The organism is uncultured Serinicoccus sp., assembly GCF_947500995.1.
Lineage (GTDB): Bacteria > Actinomycetota > Actinomycetes > Actinomycetales > Dermatophilaceae > Ornithinicoccus.
Map to the genome: position 1 here is coordinate 69,823 of NZ_CANMUA010000003.1, position 15,419 is coordinate 85,241.

Annotated in this window: 13 protein-coding genes; 6 read left to right on the forward strand and 7 right to left on the reverse strand. The window is 74.0% G+C overall.

The annotated features are described in order from the left end of the window. Nucleotides 1–190 precede the first annotated feature (190 nt). A complete protein-coding gene (locus Q0967_RS05530) occupies nt 191–814 on the reverse strand; it encodes a TetR family transcriptional regulator (protein ID WP_363321981.1) in 624 nt (207 codons plus the stop codon). A gap of 137 nt (nt 815–951) precedes the next feature. On the opposite strand from Q0967_RS05530, the gene Q0967_RS05535 reads away from it, so the two are divergent. Beyond that, nucleotides 952–2,157 carry a sugar MFS transporter gene (locus tag Q0967_RS05535; protein WP_298748761.1) on the forward strand — a complete coding sequence of 402 codons (1,206 nt, stop codon included), beginning with the start codon at nt 952–954 and terminating at the stop codon, nt 2,155–2,157. Nucleotides 2,158–2,172: 15 nt separating this feature from the next. Here the strand turns inward: Q0967_RS05535 and Q0967_RS05540 are convergent, their stop codons facing one another. Further along, a complete protein-coding gene (locus Q0967_RS05540) occupies nt 2,173–3,288 on the reverse strand; it encodes a lycopene cyclase family protein (RefSeq protein ID WP_298748760.1) in 1,116 nt (371 codons plus the stop codon). A gap of 47 nt (nt 3,289–3,335) precedes the next feature. Here Q0967_RS05540 and Q0967_RS05545 point away from each other — a divergent pair, with 47 nt between their 5' ends. Then, on the forward strand, nt 3,336–4,259 hold the full coding sequence (locus Q0967_RS05545) for a phytoene/squalene synthase family protein (protein WP_298748759.1): 924 nt from the start codon (nt 3,336–3,338) through the stop codon (nt 4,257–4,259). Nucleotides 4,260–4,264: 5 nt separating this feature from the next. Then, nucleotides 4,265–4,678, forward strand: coding sequence for a hypothetical protein (locus tag Q0967_RS05550; protein ID WP_298748757.1), 414 nt, complete (start codon nt 4,265–4,267; stop codon nt 4,676–4,678). On the opposite strand, the gene Q0967_RS05555 is transcribed toward Q0967_RS05550, so the two are convergent. Genes Q0967_RS05555 through Q0967_RS05565 form a run of 3 tightly spaced genes read right to left on the reverse strand, consistent with a single transcriptional unit; the run spans nt 4,630 to nt 8,233 of the window. Continuing rightward, on the reverse strand, nt 4,630–5,898 hold the full coding sequence (locus Q0967_RS05555; protein WP_298748755.1) for a cytochrome P450: 1,269 nt from the start codon (nt 5,896–5,898) through the stop codon (nt 4,630–4,632). The two genes, Q0967_RS05550 and Q0967_RS05555, sit on opposite strands and share 49 nt — an antisense overlap. Then, nucleotides 5,895–7,472, reverse strand: coding sequence for an NAD(P)/FAD-dependent oxidoreductase (locus Q0967_RS05560; protein WP_298748749.1), 1,578 nt, complete (start codon nt 7,470–7,472; stop codon nt 5,895–5,897). The genes Q0967_RS05555 and Q0967_RS05560 overlap by 4 nt, the downstream gene beginning before the upstream one ends. After that, nucleotides 7,469–8,233, reverse strand: coding sequence for a methyltransferase domain-containing protein (locus Q0967_RS05565; RefSeq protein ID WP_298748748.1), 765 nt, complete (start codon nt 8,231–8,233; stop codon nt 7,469–7,471). The genes Q0967_RS05560 and Q0967_RS05565 overlap by 4 nt, the downstream gene beginning before the upstream one ends. A gap of 105 nt (nt 8,234–8,338) precedes the next feature. Here Q0967_RS05565 and Q0967_RS05570 point away from each other — a divergent pair, with 105 nt between their 5' ends. The 3 genes from Q0967_RS05570 to Q0967_RS05580 are packed head-to-tail and all read left to right on the forward strand — an operon-like array spanning nt 8,339 to nt 11,621. Next, nucleotides 8,339–9,286 carry an ABC transporter ATP-binding protein gene (locus Q0967_RS05570; RefSeq protein ID WP_298748746.1) on the forward strand — a complete coding sequence of 316 codons (948 nt, stop codon included), beginning with the start codon at nt 8,339–8,341 and terminating at the stop codon, nt 9,284–9,286. Between the two features lie 2 nt (nt 9,287–9,288). Further along, nucleotides 9,289–10,458 carry an ABC transporter permease gene (locus Q0967_RS05575; protein ID WP_298748744.1) on the forward strand — a complete coding sequence of 390 codons (1,170 nt, stop codon included), beginning with the start codon at nt 9,289–9,291 and terminating at the stop codon, nt 10,456–10,458. After that, a complete protein-coding gene (locus tag Q0967_RS05580) occupies nt 10,455–11,621 on the forward strand; it encodes an ABC transporter permease (RefSeq protein WP_298748742.1) in 1,167 nt (388 codons plus the stop codon). The genes Q0967_RS05575 and Q0967_RS05580 overlap by 4 nt, the downstream gene beginning before the upstream one ends. Before the next feature lie 41 nt (nt 11,622–11,662). Here the strand turns inward: Q0967_RS05580 and Q0967_RS05585 are convergent, their stop codons facing one another. Together Q0967_RS05585 and Q0967_RS05590 are read right to left on the reverse strand one after the other, a co-directional pair. Then, entirely contained in the window at nt 11,663–13,651 is a 1,989-nt protein-coding gene (locus Q0967_RS05585; protein ID WP_298748740.1) for an ABC transporter ATP-binding protein, read from the reverse strand. After that, nucleotides 13,648–15,384 (reverse strand): ABC transporter ATP-binding protein, encoded by a 1,737-nt coding sequence (locus Q0967_RS05590; RefSeq protein ID WP_298748738.1) that lies wholly within the window; start codon nt 15,382–15,384, stop codon nt 13,648–13,650. The genes Q0967_RS05585 and Q0967_RS05590 overlap by 4 nt, the downstream gene beginning before the upstream one ends. Nucleotides 15,385–15,419 lie beyond the last annotated feature (35 nt).

A 15,419-nucleotide genomic window follows, 5' to 3' on the forward strand; every position in this document is an offset into this window, starting at 1 on the left:
AGTGCATGGGCCACGCGAGCCCCCACGTCAAGAGAGCGATGACGGGCCCCCAGAGCGCGACGCATACGCGCCACAGACCGACGACGACAACTGCGAGACCTGACAGCAGTGCCTTGTGGCCGACGTCCGAGCTGGGCTCCGTGAGGAGCCCGAAGGGAGCCGGGCCAGGTGGTCGTGGCGAGATGCTGGGTCAGCTCGCGGTGATGCGCGCGACGGCGACGGCGACGTCGTGGGAGTCGCGCGGCTGTGCGTCGAGGGCGCGGTGGATGGTGAGCCCTTCGATGAGGGCGTCCAGCAGGCTCGCGGTCTGCGGGTCGAAGTGGCGCTCGAGGGCCGCCCGGCTGCGGCCCATCCACGCGCTGGTGATGGACCGGTAGGAGGGATCGCGTGCGGCCAGGGTGTAGAGCTCGTGGGAGAGCACCAGGTCCCGGTCGTCGCCGTAGACGTCCTGGAGGATGATCGCGACGACCGCCTCGCGGGCCGTGGCCGGATCGGTCACCGACGCCATGCGGCGCTCGAACCGGTCACTGACGGTGGTGGCGAAGCGGGTGAACGCCTCCCGCAGGAGGTCGTCCATACCGTCGAAGTAGTAGGTCATCGCGCCGAGGGGCACGTCTGCCCGGGCGGCGACCTTGCGGTGGGAGGTCCCGGCGATGCCGGCCTGCGAGATCACCTCGAGGCAGGCGTCGATGATCCGGTCGCGACGGTCCGGGTCGTTGCTGCGCCCCAGGCGTGAGCCCGGTCGACGCGGCGGAGGCGTCGGCCCGTGCTCCTGGTTGCTGCGCGGGTCGTCCGCGCCGTCGTCCGTCGTCACGGCGTCGAACCTACGGCATAGTGTGTACGATCGTCCAACAACTGCGTGCCCCGTGACGGTGCATCCTGGCGCCCCGGTCCGGCGACCGGCTCGCCGCCGCAGACATCTTGCTCGCTCCGAAAGGCAGACCGTCCACCGTGTACTCGCTCCTGCTGGCGATCATCTACCTCGCCTTCGTCAGCCTCGGTCTCCCGGACGCGCTGGTCGGGGCCGGCTGGCCGGTGATGTACCAGGACCTCGGTGTCCCGGTGGCCTTCGCGGGCATCGTGACGATGATCATCGCGAGCGGCACGATCATCTCCAGCCTGGGCTCGGAGCGGATCACCCGCCGGTATGGCGTCGGCGCGGTGACCGCGGCCAGCGTGGGTCTGACGGCGGCCGCCCTGGTCGGGTTCTCCTTCTCCGGCTCGTTCTGGATGCTCTGCCTGTGGGCCGTCCCCTACGGGCTGGGGGCCGGGGCCGTGGACGCGGCGCTGAACAACTACGTGGCGCTGCACTACGCCGCGCGGCACATGAACTGGCTGCACAGCTTCTGGGGTGTCGGGGCGTCGATCAGCCCGTTCATCATGGGCTACGTCCTCGGGGCCGGCCAGGGCTGGGGCAACGCCTTCTGGGTCGTCGGGATCGTCCAGGCCGCCTTCACCGTGGTGCTCATCGCCAGCCTGCCGCTCTGGGGTAGGGCCACCCCGGGAACGGCCACGCTGCCCGCCGGTGAGCCCGATGACGCGCAGGAGCGGCGTGGCGAGGACGTGGGTCCGGTCCCGCTCGTGCAGGCGCTGAGGATCCCCGGCGTCGTCTCGATCCTGGTCGCCTTCTTCGCCTACTGCGCGCTGGAGAGCACCTCGATCCTCTGGGCCTCGACCTACCTCGTGGAGGATCGGGGCATCACCCCCGCCACGGCGGCCGCCTTCGCCTCCCTGTTCCTGCTCGGCATCACCGGTGGGCGGTTCCTGGCCGGGTTCTTCGCCGACCGTGTCGGCGACAAGCGCCTCCTCCGGGGCGGGTTCATCACGGTGGGACTGGGTGCCGTGATGCTGGCACTGCCCGTCGAGACCCCCCTGCTCGCGCTGGTCGGTCTCGTCGTCGCGGGGCTGGGGTGCGCACCGATCTACCCGGCGATCATCCACTCCACCCCGGCCAACTTCGGTCACCGCAACTCGCAGGCCATCATCGGCATCCAGATGGCGGCCGCCTACACCGGATCGACCCTGGCCCCACCCCTGTTCGGCGTCCTCGTCACCTGGGCGGGCAGCTGGACCTTCCCCCTCTTCCTCCTCGCGCTGGTCGCCCTCGGTCTGCTCATGTCCGAACGGCTCAACCACCTGGTCACCCGCCGCGTTTGAGTCACACCCCTGTGGTCAGGGCCCCAGGGTGGCCCGCACCAACGCGGTCCGACCGGCGGCGGGCATCGCGCTGAACATCCCCCACATGGCCGCCCCCAGCGCCCCGGCCCCGGCGTCCCGGGCCATGACCGCCCGCTGGCGGTGCACCGGCAGCGTGCCGAAGGCCTCGAAGAGCGCGACCGTCCCGGCGGTGTCGAGCCGCAGCAGCGCCCGCAGCCCGGCCCGGCGCAGCACGTCCCCCGGCCGGGCCGGGTCGGCTGCCGACGGCCGGTCGCCGGCGGCGAGAGCGTCGGCCAACGACCGCGCCGAGCGCAGCGAGTGCGCCACCGAGTAGCCGGTGACGAGGTGGCCCCCGCGACCGGCCGTGCCGACGGCGAGGGTGTCGGGAGGCGCAGGCTCGTCCCGCCCGCGCATGGGGATCCAGACCGTCTCCCGGGCCAGCGGTTCCTCGACCGCCGCCGCCCGCACGCCGCGCCGCCGCAGCCTGCGGTGCAGGCGCTCCCGCAGCTCGGGCACCGGCATCGCGGGGGCGGCCGCGAGACAGGTCTCCTCCAGCAGCACCCGCTCCTCGTCCAGCGGGAGGGCGTAGAGGAAGCTCGGCACACCCCGCGGGGAGTCGGGAGCCTCCGACCAGTCGGTGCTCCAGTCCATGAGGATCCCCTCGGCCCCGGCCAGCGCCGGCGCCGCGTCCGCACGGTCCACCACGATGCCGTAGGCGGTCTGCGCGGGCGCCGGGTCCTGCGGCCGCCGACCGGCCGGGCGCGCGCCGCGCGCGTCCACCACGACCCTCGCCTCGGCGGCCAGCCCGCTCACCCCGGCGTCGTCGAGCCGGGCCTCCCTCAGCTCGACCCCGTCCAGCGGCAGGGCCGCCTGCAGCGCCGGGTTGTCGAGCACGGCGTACGCCCGGGGCAGCCGGTGCCGGCCGCGGGCCCACAGCTCGGGCACGTCGACCCGGTGCCGCACGACCCCGGGCGGCAGACCGGCGAGCTCCTCGACCCACGCGCCGTAGGTCGGTGCCCAGCCGGCTCCCGGTCGCGGGTCGACCGCGAGCACGGACAGGCCCCGGGCCGCGCAGGCCGACGCCAGGGCCCGTCCGGCCGGGCCGAGCCCGACGATCGCCACATCCCGCACGCGCGTCTCACCTCCGGCGCCGACCCTAGCCGCACTAGGCTGACGCCATGCATTCCGGAGCGACGGCGGCCGACCCCCACCTGGAGCTCGGGTACGAACGGTGCCGGGAGCTGACCAAGCGGCACGGGACCACCTACTACTGGGGCGCGCGGCTGCTGGCGCCGGAGCAGCGCCGCGACGTCTACGCCGTCTACGCCCTGTGCCGCCTGGCCGACGACATCGTGGACGAGCCCGAGACGGTGGACGTGCCGGTGCCCGCCGACCCGGACCCGGGGGTGCGGCTGCGCGGCTTCGAGCAGCTCTTCACCGACGCGCTCGCGCAGGGTGGTTCCTCCGACCCGGTCATGGCCGCGGTCGCCGACAGCCTGCGTCGCCGCGGCACCGACCCCGAGTGCTTCGACCGCTTCTTCCGCGCCATGGAGCTGGACCTCATCCGGGAGACCTGGGCCAGCTGGGAGGAGCTGCGCGACGGCTACATGGAGGGCTCGGCCGCCGTCATCGGGGAGATGATGCTGCCCGTGCTCGAGCCGCACGACCCGGCGGCCAAGGGCCCGGCCCGCTCCCTCGGGCTGGCCTTCCAGCTCACCAACTTCCTGCGCGACGTCGGCGAGGACCTCGACCGTGGGCGGGTCTACCTGCCGCAGGACGACCTCGCCCGGCACGGCGTCGACCCGCACGAGCGGCGGGTGACGCCGCAGTGGCGCGCGATGATGGCCGAGCAGATCGAGCGCAACCGCGGTCTCTACGCCCACGCCTCTCAGGGTGTGGCGATGCTGCCGCCGCGCAGCGCCCGGTGCGTGGCCACGGCCCTGCGGATGTATGCCCGCATCCTGGACCGCATCGAGGCCGCCGACTACGACGTCTTCACCGAGCGCCGCCGGGTGCCGCGCCGGGTCAAGGTCGCCCTCCTCGTCGACGTGCTGGCCCGAGGTCCGCTGCGGCGGCTCCCCGGCCCCGTGGACGCGCGGTGAGAGGTATGCCGTCGCTCCCCGCGCTGCCGCACCCGCACCTCGTCGTGCTGCGCTCGGCGGCGACGCTCGTGCTGAGCGCGGTCGTGGCGCAGGCCGGGTGGGCGGCCGCCTTCATCGGGGGCGAGCCCGGCTACCGGGTGTTCCACGAGGTGGGTGCCTGGGTCACCCTCACGCTGACGGTGGCCTGCGCGGTGGTCTACCTCGTCCTGCGTGCCTCGGCCGGTCCGGTCAACGTCACCCTGGCGGTCCTGCTCGCGGCGCTGGTCGCGGTCCAGACCGGGCTGGGGTCCTCCGGCGTCGTGGCACCGCACGTCTTCCTCGGCGTGCTCATCGCGATGGTGGCCACCGCCCTGACGTCGTGGACCTACCGTCACGCGCTCCCGGAGCCGAGCGCCAGCTCGAAGCCCCGCAGCCAGTAGCCCTCGATGAGGTGGTCCCAGCCCAGCTCGGGCTCGGCGACCAGCCGCGGGTGGTGCGCGAGCAGCCGCACGAGGAGCGCGTCGGACTCCAGCAGCGCCAGGGGCTGCCCCGGGCACTTGTGCTCGCCGTCGCCGAAGGCGAGGCCGTAGCCGGCGGTGCCCCGCGGCATACCCCGGCCCGGGCACAGCTGCTGGGGGTCGGCGCCGACCGCCTCGGGGTCGGTGTTGGTGGCGCGCACGCACACGTCCACGAGGTCCCCGGGCGGGATGGTCCACGTCTGCTCGCCGTCGGTGATCTCGACGGGCTGACGGACCCGGCGGTAGAGGTGGCCGACGACCGGCTCGAGCCGGATGATCTCCTCCAGGACGGCCAGCCGCTCGGCCTGCTCCGCCGCGAGGTAGCGCTCGCGCAGGGCGTCGTCCCCGAGCAGGTGCCAGGCCGCCATGACGATGAACTCGCGCGTCGTCACCATGCCCGCGGTGCCGTAGGTGACGCACTCGACGAGGATGCTCGTGCGGCTGTAGCCCTCGTCGAGCAGGTGGCTGATGATGTCGGTGCGGCGCCGCCGGCGGCGGGCCCGGATCGCCGGGCGCACGTCGTGCCACCACAGCCGGGCGACCGGCCACAGCCCGTTGCGGGCCGCGCGGGCCCAGTCCCGGCGGCTGCGGCCGAGGTCGTCGCGCGCGATGTCGAAGGGCGGCTGGTTGAAGAACGACACCAGCCGCCGGGACAGCCCCGGCACGTCGGACTCGGTCAGCCCGACCAGCTCGGCGGTGACCTCGACGGTGTAGTGCAGCGCGGCCTCGTCGAGCCGGCACCGGCCGCTCTCCAGGGCCTGCGCGACGGTGCGGTCGGCCACTTGGGCCATGAGGTCGCCGTAGCGCTCGGTCACGACGGCCGGGGCGAGGAAGCGCGCCACCTTGCGCCGCTGGTCGTCGTGCACCGGGCCGTCCGAGACGAGGATCGGGTGGTGCTCGAGCCGTCCCTGGGGGATGGCCTCGGCGGTGAAGCCGGCCTGGGTCGTCGCGTGCCGGGCCCGCAGCAGCTGGCGTGCGGGCTGCAGCCCGCGCAGCCGCCACACCGTGCTCACGCCGGGCCGGCCGCCCGCGTCGACGCGTTCCACCCGCGGGGTCGCCGGCTCCTCGGGGCGGCGGGCCCGCCTGGCCCCCTCGGTGCCCGTGCCCTGGTCGCCCCCACCGGGGTGCGCCGGGCAGCTCATCGGGAGCGGTAGCGCCCGGGGCGCAGGATCCCCTGCAGCGGCACGGTCCAGACGTCCTCGCCCTGCGCGCCCCAGCCGCCGAGCAGGTCGTTGGCGGCCAGGACCCCGGTCACCGCGGCGCGCTCCATGAGGGCCACCGGCCAGTCCACGCGCACCCCGTCGCCGGCCAGCACGAGACCCGGGTACGGCGTGGTGACGGTCAGGCGGTCGCGCCAGGGGCCGGTGCCCACGAGGCCGCAGTCGTCCTCGACGAGCAGCTCCTCGTGCCGGACCGAGAGCGCCGCCGTCTCGGGGTAGACCTCGTGCAGCGAGCGCAGCAGGCGCTCCCGGACCGCGGCCGTGTCGACCCCGCACCCGCCGGGCCCGCCGTCCGCGGCTAGGGACGGGTCGCGGGCCGGGTCCACGGCATACGCGTGCAGCTCCACGACCGATCCGCCGTGCTCGTCCGACCAGCGGGCCGCGCCGGCCTCGAAGCGCTCCAGCACGGTGACGTTGTCGAGCAGGTCGAAGCCGCTGGTGCCGAGGAAGGCCTCCCGGCCCGGCTCGACGAGCCCGTCGAGCCACAGCCGCAGCACGACGAAGGGCGGGGCGTTGTGGCCCGCGGCCAGCCTCCGGTGCCAGTCCTGCTGGTCGGGACCGGCAGCGGGGAGCTCGCCGGCCAGGGCCCGGGTCGTCCTGGGGTCGGTGGCCAGGACCACGGCGTCCGCGTCCAGGGTCTCGCCGTCCCCGAGCCGCACCTGCCACGGTGCCCCCTCGTCGCCCGGCGCCCCCAGGTCCTCGACCCGGGTGCCGGTCCGGACCTGCGCGCCGCGGGCCAGGAGGTAGCGGTGCAGCGGCTCCCACAGCACGGTGTCGTAGTCGTCGTCCGGCACGTCGAAGAGCAGCCCCTCGGAGGAGCCGGTGAAGTAGGCGTGAAACATGCCCACCAGCTCGCCGGCGCCGAAGTCGTCCGGGTGCGCGAAGAACGACCGCGCGAAGACCTCCAGGGCCAGGTGCCGGGCGCCCTCGGGGAAGCGCAGCCGGTCCAGGAACGCCTCGGCCGACTCGCCGTCGTAGCGCTCGTGGCTCTCGGGGTAGGACACGTTGATGAGCTCGACGGCGCTCGGGAGGTGGACCGAGGCCAGGCCGCTGACCGGGAAGGTGGGGCTGCGGACCACGAAGGTCGCCAGGTTGGCCGGCGGGCTCGGCGGCAGCACCGCGAAGGAGTCGGTCAGCCCGTCGCCCCGGCGCAGCGGGTAGTCGGGCACCGGCACGAGGTGGTCCAGGGTCGGGTCGACGCGGCGCAGCAGCGCGCGCAGCGTGTAGTACTGTCGGAAGAAGGCGTGGAAGCCCCGCGACATCGTCCGGTCGTCCTCGAGCGGCCAGGCGCGGACCCGCCCCCCGAGCTGGTCCTGGGCCTCGACGAGTGTCACCTGAACGCCCCGCTCGGCGAGCACGGTGGCCGCGGCGATGCCCGCGATGCCCCCGCCGACGACGACCACCCGGCGCTGCTCCTGCACCTGTGCCGTCCCGGCAGGGCCGGGGTGGCGGACGGCCCGCCGGTCGCGTCCGGGCGGGATCGGCCGCGCGCTCATGCTGTCTCCCCCTCGAACGGGCGCCGGGCCAGGACGGTGTGCAGGATCCCGCGCTGCCACCCCCGGGGGGTGCTCCACCGCAGGTCCACCAGGCCGGCCCGACGCAGGCGGGCCTCCAGCTCGCCGGTGGAGTCGTTGTCGAGGACGCTGCGCCGCAGGTAGGCGTAGATCGCCGGGTTGCCGCGGGTCAGCGCGGCGAGCGGGGTGACGACGAGACGGCATACCGCCGACCAGGTCAGCGCCGCCCGCCGGTCGCCCTTGACGTGGTAGTCCTGCAGCGCCACCCAGCCGCCGGGGCGCACCTGGTCGACGATGGCACCGACCACCTCGTCCCGCTGCTCCGCCGGCACGTTGCGCAGGAGGTATGCCGCGAGCACCCCGTCGGCGGTCGCGTCCAGCTCGACGGTGGCCACCGTCGGCAGGTCCTGGGCGGGCGCGTGCACGAAGCTCACGCCCGGCGGCCACTCCTTGCCCCTGGCCTGCGCCAGCATCCCCGCGGACGCGTCCAGCCCGACGATGCGCGCCCGGGGACCGGCGGCCCCGACGAGGGCCGAGGTGGACAGGCCGGAGCCGCACCCGAGGTCCCACAGCACGAGGGGTCCGTCCGGCAGGGCGTCCACCAGGTCGGCGGCGGCGCCGGCCAGGGCGTCGTGGTAGCCCGGGTTGAGCCGGGTCAGCAGGTCGTAGCGGCCCGCCGCGCGGTCGAACTCCTCGTCCAGCCGCGGTCTCGCCCTGCGCCCGGTCCTCGATACGTCAGCCACGCGGGCCAGCCTATGCTGCCGCCCCGACGGGGCGCCGCAGGTCACCCCGCACGCACGACAGATGTCATCGGCGCCACCGGCCTCGGACGCCCTAGGTTGGTCGCCATGACGACTCCCGTGCTCCAGGTCGACGCGCTGCGCCGCTCGTTCGGCCCCGCCACCGTGGTGGACGGGGTCAGTCTGCGCGTCGACCCCGGTGAGACGGTCGGGCTCCTGGGGCCCAACGGCGCGGGCAAGACGACGACGATCTCGATGATCGCGGGGCTGCTGCGGCCGGACGACGGGTCGGTGCGCATCCAGGGGGTGGACATGGCGAAGGACCCCCTGGCCGCCAAGCGTCACCTGGGCCTCGTCCCCCAGGACCTCGCGATCTACCCCGAGCTCTCGGCACGGAGCAACCTGTTCTTCTTCGGGCGGCTGCAGGGGATGCGGGGGACCGCGCTGCGGCGACGGGTCGCCGAGGTGCTCGACGTCGTCGGCCTCACCGACCGCGCCACGGGGGCCAGCAAGACCTTCTCGGGCGGGATGAAGCGCCGGCTCAACATCGCGATCGGTCTCCTGCACGAGCCGCGGCTGCTCATCCTCGACGAGCCGACCGTCGGCGTCGACCCGCAGTCGCGCAACGCCATCCTGGAGTCCGTCGAGGCGCTGTCGGGGGAGGGGATGGCGGTGCTCTACACCACCCACTACATGGAGGAGGCGGAGCGGCTCTGCGACCGCATCGGCATCATGGACGCCGGGCGGGTGATCGCGGAGGGCACGAGGGACGAGCTGGTCGAGATCACCGGGGGCGCCGACACCGTGACCCTGGTGGGTGAGGGGCCGCTGGACGAGGTCGAGGTGGCGGTGGCCGGCATACCGGCCGTGCGCGAGGTGCGCCGGGTCGCCGGTGAGCGGCGCCTCGTCATGATGGTGCAGGGCGCCCCGCAGGCGATCAGCGCCATCGTGGCGACCGCGACCGGCGCGGGGATGACCCTGCGCGACGTCGAGACCAGCCGGCCTGACCTCGAGTCGGTCTTCCTGCACCTCACCGGCAAGGCGCTGCGGGACTGAGCATGGGCCGCGTCCTCGTCATGGTGGGTTCGGACCTGCGCCAGCAGGTGCTGGACCGGTCCATCTTCATCTTCGGGCTGGCGGTGCCGCTGGCGCTCATGTGGGTCTTCTCGCTCATCTTCGCGCCGCTCGCCGAGGAGCTCGAGCCGGTCACCGTCGCGGTGAGCGGACCCGCGGACGACCCGCTCACGGGGACCCTCGTGGAGACGCTGGGCGGCCTCGACGACGCCGTCGACGTGACGGTCCTCGAGGCGGACGCCGCCGACGTGCCCGCGCTCCTCGCGGACGGCGAGGTCGGGGCGGGTGTCCTCGTCCCGGACGGGTTCTCCGCCGCGCTCGCCGACGGGGACGCCCCGCAGGTGCAGGTACGCCTGCCCGAGTCCCCCGGCCTGGAGGGTGAGGTCGTCACCGCGGTCGTCGACGGGGTGCTGCGGCAGTTCACCGCCACGGCGCGCACCGCCGCCGCCGCGGAGGAGCTGGGCGGGCAGCCGGAGGAGGTCGACGCCGTCCTCGCCGAGGACGCGGCCACCGGGCCCTCGGTGGGCTGGGCCCAGGGCGAGACGGCCGACGAGCAGCTGTCCGCCCGCGAGTCGATCGTCGCCGGCCAGGCCGGGTTCTTCCTGCTCTTCACCGTGGGCTTCGGGGTCCTGGGGCTGGTCGTCGAGCGGGAGTGGGGCACCCTCGCGCGCCTGCTGTCCATGCCGATCCCGTCGTGGTGGGTGCTGCTGTCCAAGGGGTTGTCCAGCTGGCTGCTGGGGGTGCTGGCCACGGGGGTGCTGCTCCTCGCGGGCTCGCTGCTCTTCGACGACGTCCACCTCGGCTCGCCCGCCGTGATCGCCGTGCTCCTCCTCGCCGTCGTGGCCGCCGCGACCTCCATCATGTTCGTCATCGCCAAGGTCGCCCGCAGCGCGGAGCAGGCGGGCGTGGCGCAGACCATCGTGGCGATCACCCTGGGGATGAGCGGCGGGGCCTTCTTCCGGGTGAGCTCCGAGGGGGCCCTCGGCACCATGCTGCAGCTCAACCCGGTCACCGCGCTGGGCCGGGGCCTCGGCATCACGGCCGGGGGCGGTGGGGTGGTCGACCTCGCGCCGGTGCTGCTGGCCATGGGGCTGATGTGCGTGGCGATGGCGGCGCTCGCCGTCCGCGTGCCCGGGCGGAGGGACGTGCTGTGAGGACCGTGCTGGCGATCGCCTGGGTCGAGCTGCGGCGCTTCCTCGCCGACCGGTCCAACCTCTTCTTCGTGCTCATCCTGCCGTTGGCCATGGTGGCCGTCATCGGCTGGCAGTTCGGCAGCGACCGGTCCGGCGCGCCGGTCTCGGTGCAGGGGCCGGGCGGCGCGGCGACGCAGGCCCTGGTCGCGGGGTGGGAGGACGCCGACCTCGCGGTCACCGTCCGCACCACACCGGAGCTCGTGCAGGAGGACGTCTCCCGGGGCAGCGCCGAGGTCGGCGTGCTCCTCGACGCGGAGGCGGAGGCGGCCTACCGTGACGGCATACCGATGGAGCTGGAGATCATCAGCGGGTCCTCGTCCGAGGCCCCGGCGGTGGCGCAGGTGGTCCGCGCCCAGGCGGAGGCGGTTGCCACGGAGGCGGCGCAGGTCGGCCTGCTGGAGACCTTCGGCGACGAGGCCGAGGCGCGGGCCGCGCTCGACGACGCCTCGACCCTCGTGCCCCCGGCGCAGCTGCTCGTGCAGCAGCCCGAGGACCCGGTGGCCGTGGCCTTCGAGGGGGTCGAGCAGTTCGACACCGGAGCCGTCGCCCAGCTGCTGCTCTTCGTCTTCCTCAGTACCCTCAACGCCGCGCCGGCCCTCATCAAGGCCCGGCGGGACGGCGTGGTCCGGCGCACCATGGCCGCCCCGGTGACGACCACCCAGGCGATGGCCGGGCTGACGGCCGGGCGGGTCGTCATCGCCCTGGTCCAGGGGGCCTACATCATGCTGGCCTCCAGCCTGCTCTTCGGGGTGCGGTGGGGCTCGCTCGGGGTGGCCCTCCTGGTGCTGCTCGTCTTCGGGCTCGTCGCCGCGGGGGTCGCGATGGTCATCGGGGTCCTGGTCGACAGCGAGGGTGCCGCCAGCGGCCTGGCCGTGGGTGGTGGGCTGGTGCTCGGTGCCGTCGGCGGCTCGATGGTGCCGCTCGAGTTCTACTCCGACACCCTGCGCCAGGTCGCCCAGCTCACCCCGCACGCCTGGGCCAACGACGCCATGGCGGAGGTCCAGCGGCAGGGGGCGGGGATCGCCGACGTGCTGCCCCAGCTCGGCGTGCTCGCCGCGATGGCCGTCGGCGTGCTCGTCCTCGGCTCGCTGCTGCTGCGGCGCAGCCTCGCCCGGGCGATGTAGGGCAGGACGCCGACCGGGGTCCGGCCTGCCCCGGCCCTCCGTCAGGGGGTGGCGGGCTCCTCGGCGTCGACCTGCACGGCGGCGCCGCTGAACTGGGCGGCGTGCAGGCGGGCGTAGGCGCCCTCGCGCCGCAGCAGGTCGTCGTGCGTGCCCTGCTCGACGATGCGACCCGCCTCCATGACGAGGATGAGGTCGGCGTCCCGGATGGTCGAGAGCCGGTGGGCGATGACGAAGCTGGTGCGGTCGGCCCGCAGCCGGGCCATGGCCTCCTGCACGAGCAGCTCGGTGCGGGTGTCGACCGAGCTGGTCGCCTCGTCGAGGATGAGCAGCGAGGGTTGGGCCACGAACGCCCGCCCGATGGTGATGAGCTGCTTCTCCCCGACGGAGACGGCGCCGGCGTCGTCGTCGAGGACCGTGTCGTAGCCCTCGGGCAGGTGCTGCACGAACCGGGAGACGTAGGCCGCCTCGGCGGCCGCGCGCACCTCCTCGACGCTCGCCCCCGGCCGGCCGTAGGCGATGTTGTCGGCGATACTGCCCTCGAAGAGCCAGGTGTCCTGCAGGACCATGCCGACCCGCGACCGCAGGTCCTCGCGGGTCATCGTGGTGACGTCCCGGCCGTCGAGGGTGATCCGGCCGCCGTCCAGCTCGTAGAAGCGCAGGATGAGGTTGACCAGCGTGGTCTTGCCGGCCCCGGTCGGCCCCACGATCGCGACCGTCTGCCCCGGCTCCGCGACGAGGGACAGGTCCTCGATGAGCGGCTCCTCGCCGTAGGAGAAGCGCACGTCCTCGAAGACGATGCGCCCGCTGCGGCCCCGGGGGGCGGGCGACGCGTCGGCCGGGTCGGGAGTCTGGCGCGGCGCGTCGAGCAGCTCGAAGGTGCGCTCGGCGGAGGCCACGCCCGACTGCAGCAGGTTGGCCATGGAGGCGACCTGGGTCACCGGCTGGGTGAACTGGCGGGAGTACTGGATGAACGCCTGCACGCTGCCGAGCGACAGCGTGCCCGAGGTCACCCGCAGCGCTCCCACGACGGCGACCAGGACGTAGCCGAGGTTGCCGATGAGGAACATCGCGGGCATGATCACGCCGCTCATGAACTGCGCCCGCCAGGTCACGTCGTAGAGCTGGTCGTTGATCTCCCGGACCCGCCCGGCCACCTGCTCGCGGCGGCCGAAGACGGTCACCAGCTCGTGGCCGGTGAAGGCCTCCTCGATCTGCCCGTTGAGGGTGCCGGTGTGCGCCCACTGGGCCTTGAAGAGCTTCTGGCTGCGCCGCGCGATGAGCACGGTCACCAGGACCGAGACCGGGACGGACAGCACGGCGATGAGGGTGAGCGTGGGGGAGATCCACAGCATCATGGCGAGGATCGCGACCACCGTGACGAGGGCGTTGAGCAGCTGGCCGAAGGTCTGCTGCAGGGTCTGCTGCAGGTTGTCCAGGTCGTTGGTGACCCGGGAGAGGATCTCCCCGCGCGGGCGGCCGTCGAAGTAGGCCAGGGGCAGCTCGTGCAGCTGGTCCTCGGCGTCGGAGCGCAGGTCGCGGACGGTCCGCATCGAGATGCGGTTGACCAGCCGGGTCGAGACCCACATGAGCACCGCGGAGCCGGCGTAGAGCGCGATGACCACCGAGACCGTGCGTCCGACGGCCCCGAAGTCGATCCCCTGGCCGGGCACGAGGTGGGGCGTCCCCGCCACCAGGTCGGCCATCGTGTCCTGCCCGTCGGCCCGCAGCCCGCGCACCACCGAGTCCACGCTCGCGCCGTCCGGAAGCCGCGACCCCAGGAACCCGGCGAAGATGTAGTCGGTGGCCCGGCCCAGCACGCGCGGCCCGAGCACGCTGAGCACCACGGCGACGAGGGTGAGCAGGACGGACAGGGCGACGTAGGCGCGGTAGGGGGACAGCCGGCCGGCGAGCCGGCGGGCCGAGGCCGCGAAGTCGCTCGGCTTCTCGACCGGCACCGCCGCCCCGATCGGTCCGCCCGGCCCGCGCCGCGGTGGCGGGCTGGGGGCGCGGTCCTCGTCCTCGGTGCTCACGCCGCCACCTCCCCGTGCTGCTGCGACCGGACGATCTCGGCATACGTCGGGCAGGTCTCGATGAGCTCGGTATGCCGTCCCGTGCCGACCACGCGACCCTCGTCGAGGACGACGATCTGGTCGGCGTCGGCGATGGTGGAGACGCGCTGCGCGACGACGAGGACCGTGGCGTCGCGGGTGATCGGGCGCAGGGCGGCGCGCAGCCGCGCGTCGGTGGCCAGGTCGAGGGCCGAGAAGGAGTCGTCGAAGAGGTAGACCGACGGCCGCGCGACGAGCGCCCGCGCGATGCACAGGCGCTGGCGCTGGCCCCCGGAGACGTTGCTGCCGCCCTGGGCGACCGGGTGGTCCAGCCCCTCCGGGAAGGCGCGGACGAAGTCGTCGGCCTGCGCGACCCGCAGCGCCTCCCACAGCTGCTCGTCGGTGGCGTCGGGGTCCCCGAAGCGCAGGTTGGTCGCGACGGTGCCGGAGAAGAGGTAGGGCCGTTGCGGCACCAGGCCGACCCGCGACCAGAGCTGCTCCGGGGCGAGGTCGCGCACGTCGACGCCGTCCACGAGCACCGCGCCGCCGCTGACGTCCGCCAGCCGGGGCAGGAGCCGGACCAGGGTGGTCTTGCCCGAACCGGTCGCCCCGACGACGGCCGTCGTCGTGCCCGGGCGGGCGAGGAGGTCGATGTCGCGCAGGACGGGGTGCTCGGCCCCCGGGTAGGTGAAGGAGACACCCCGCAGCTCGACCAGGCCGCGGGCGTCCGGCCGCGGGTCCTGCGGCTGCGTGGGCGCGACGACGCTCGTGCCGGTGCCGAGCACCGCGCCGATCCGTTCGGCCGAGACGGTGGCGCGCGGGATCATCGTCGCGACCATCGTCGCCATCATGATCGACATGAGGATCTGGATGAGGTAGCTGATGTAGGCGGTGAGCGCGCCGACCTCCATCGCCCCGGAGGACACGCGCTGGGCGCCGAACCAGATGACGCCGACGCTCGAGAGGTTCATGACGAGCATGACGAAGGGGAACATCAGCGCCATGAGGTCGCCGAGCCGGAGCCCGATGCCGGTGAGCTCGTCGTTGGTCCGCGCGAAGCGCTCCCGCTCCTGCGGCTCGCGGGTGAAGGCGCGGATGACGCGGATGCCGGTGATCTGCTCGCGCATGACCCGGTTGACGGCGTCCAGCTGACGCTGGTTGGCCCGGAACAGCGGCACCATCCGCGCGATGATGAGCCCCATGCCGGCGAGCAGCACCGCGACGGCCACGGCGATGAGCGGGGAGAGGCCGACGTCCTGCCGGATCGCCATGACGACACCACCGACGGCGGTGATCGGGGCGGCGACGAGCATGACGAGCGCCATGAACGTCACCTGCTGCACCTGCTGGACGTCGTTGGTGCTGCGGGTGATGAGCGAGGGGGCGCCGAACTCGCCGAGCTCCCGGGTGGAGAAGGACAGCACCCGCTCGACCACCGCGCCGCGCACGTCTCGGCCCACCCCCATCGCCGTCCGCGCCGCTGCCCAGGTGGCCGCGATCTGGGCGGTCGCCTGGACGGCGCTCACCGCGAGCATGAGACCCCCGACCCGCCAGATGTAGGGCAGGTCGGTCTGGACGATCCCGCGGTCGATGACGTCGGCGTTGAGGCTGGGCAGGTAGAGGCTGGCCAGGGTCGCCACCAGCTGCAGGGCCAGCACCGTCACGACGAGCCCGGTGTAGGGCCGCAGGTGGCGGCGCAGCAGTCGGGTGAGCACCTCCTGATTGTGCACCCTCCGGCCGACAGAGTGCT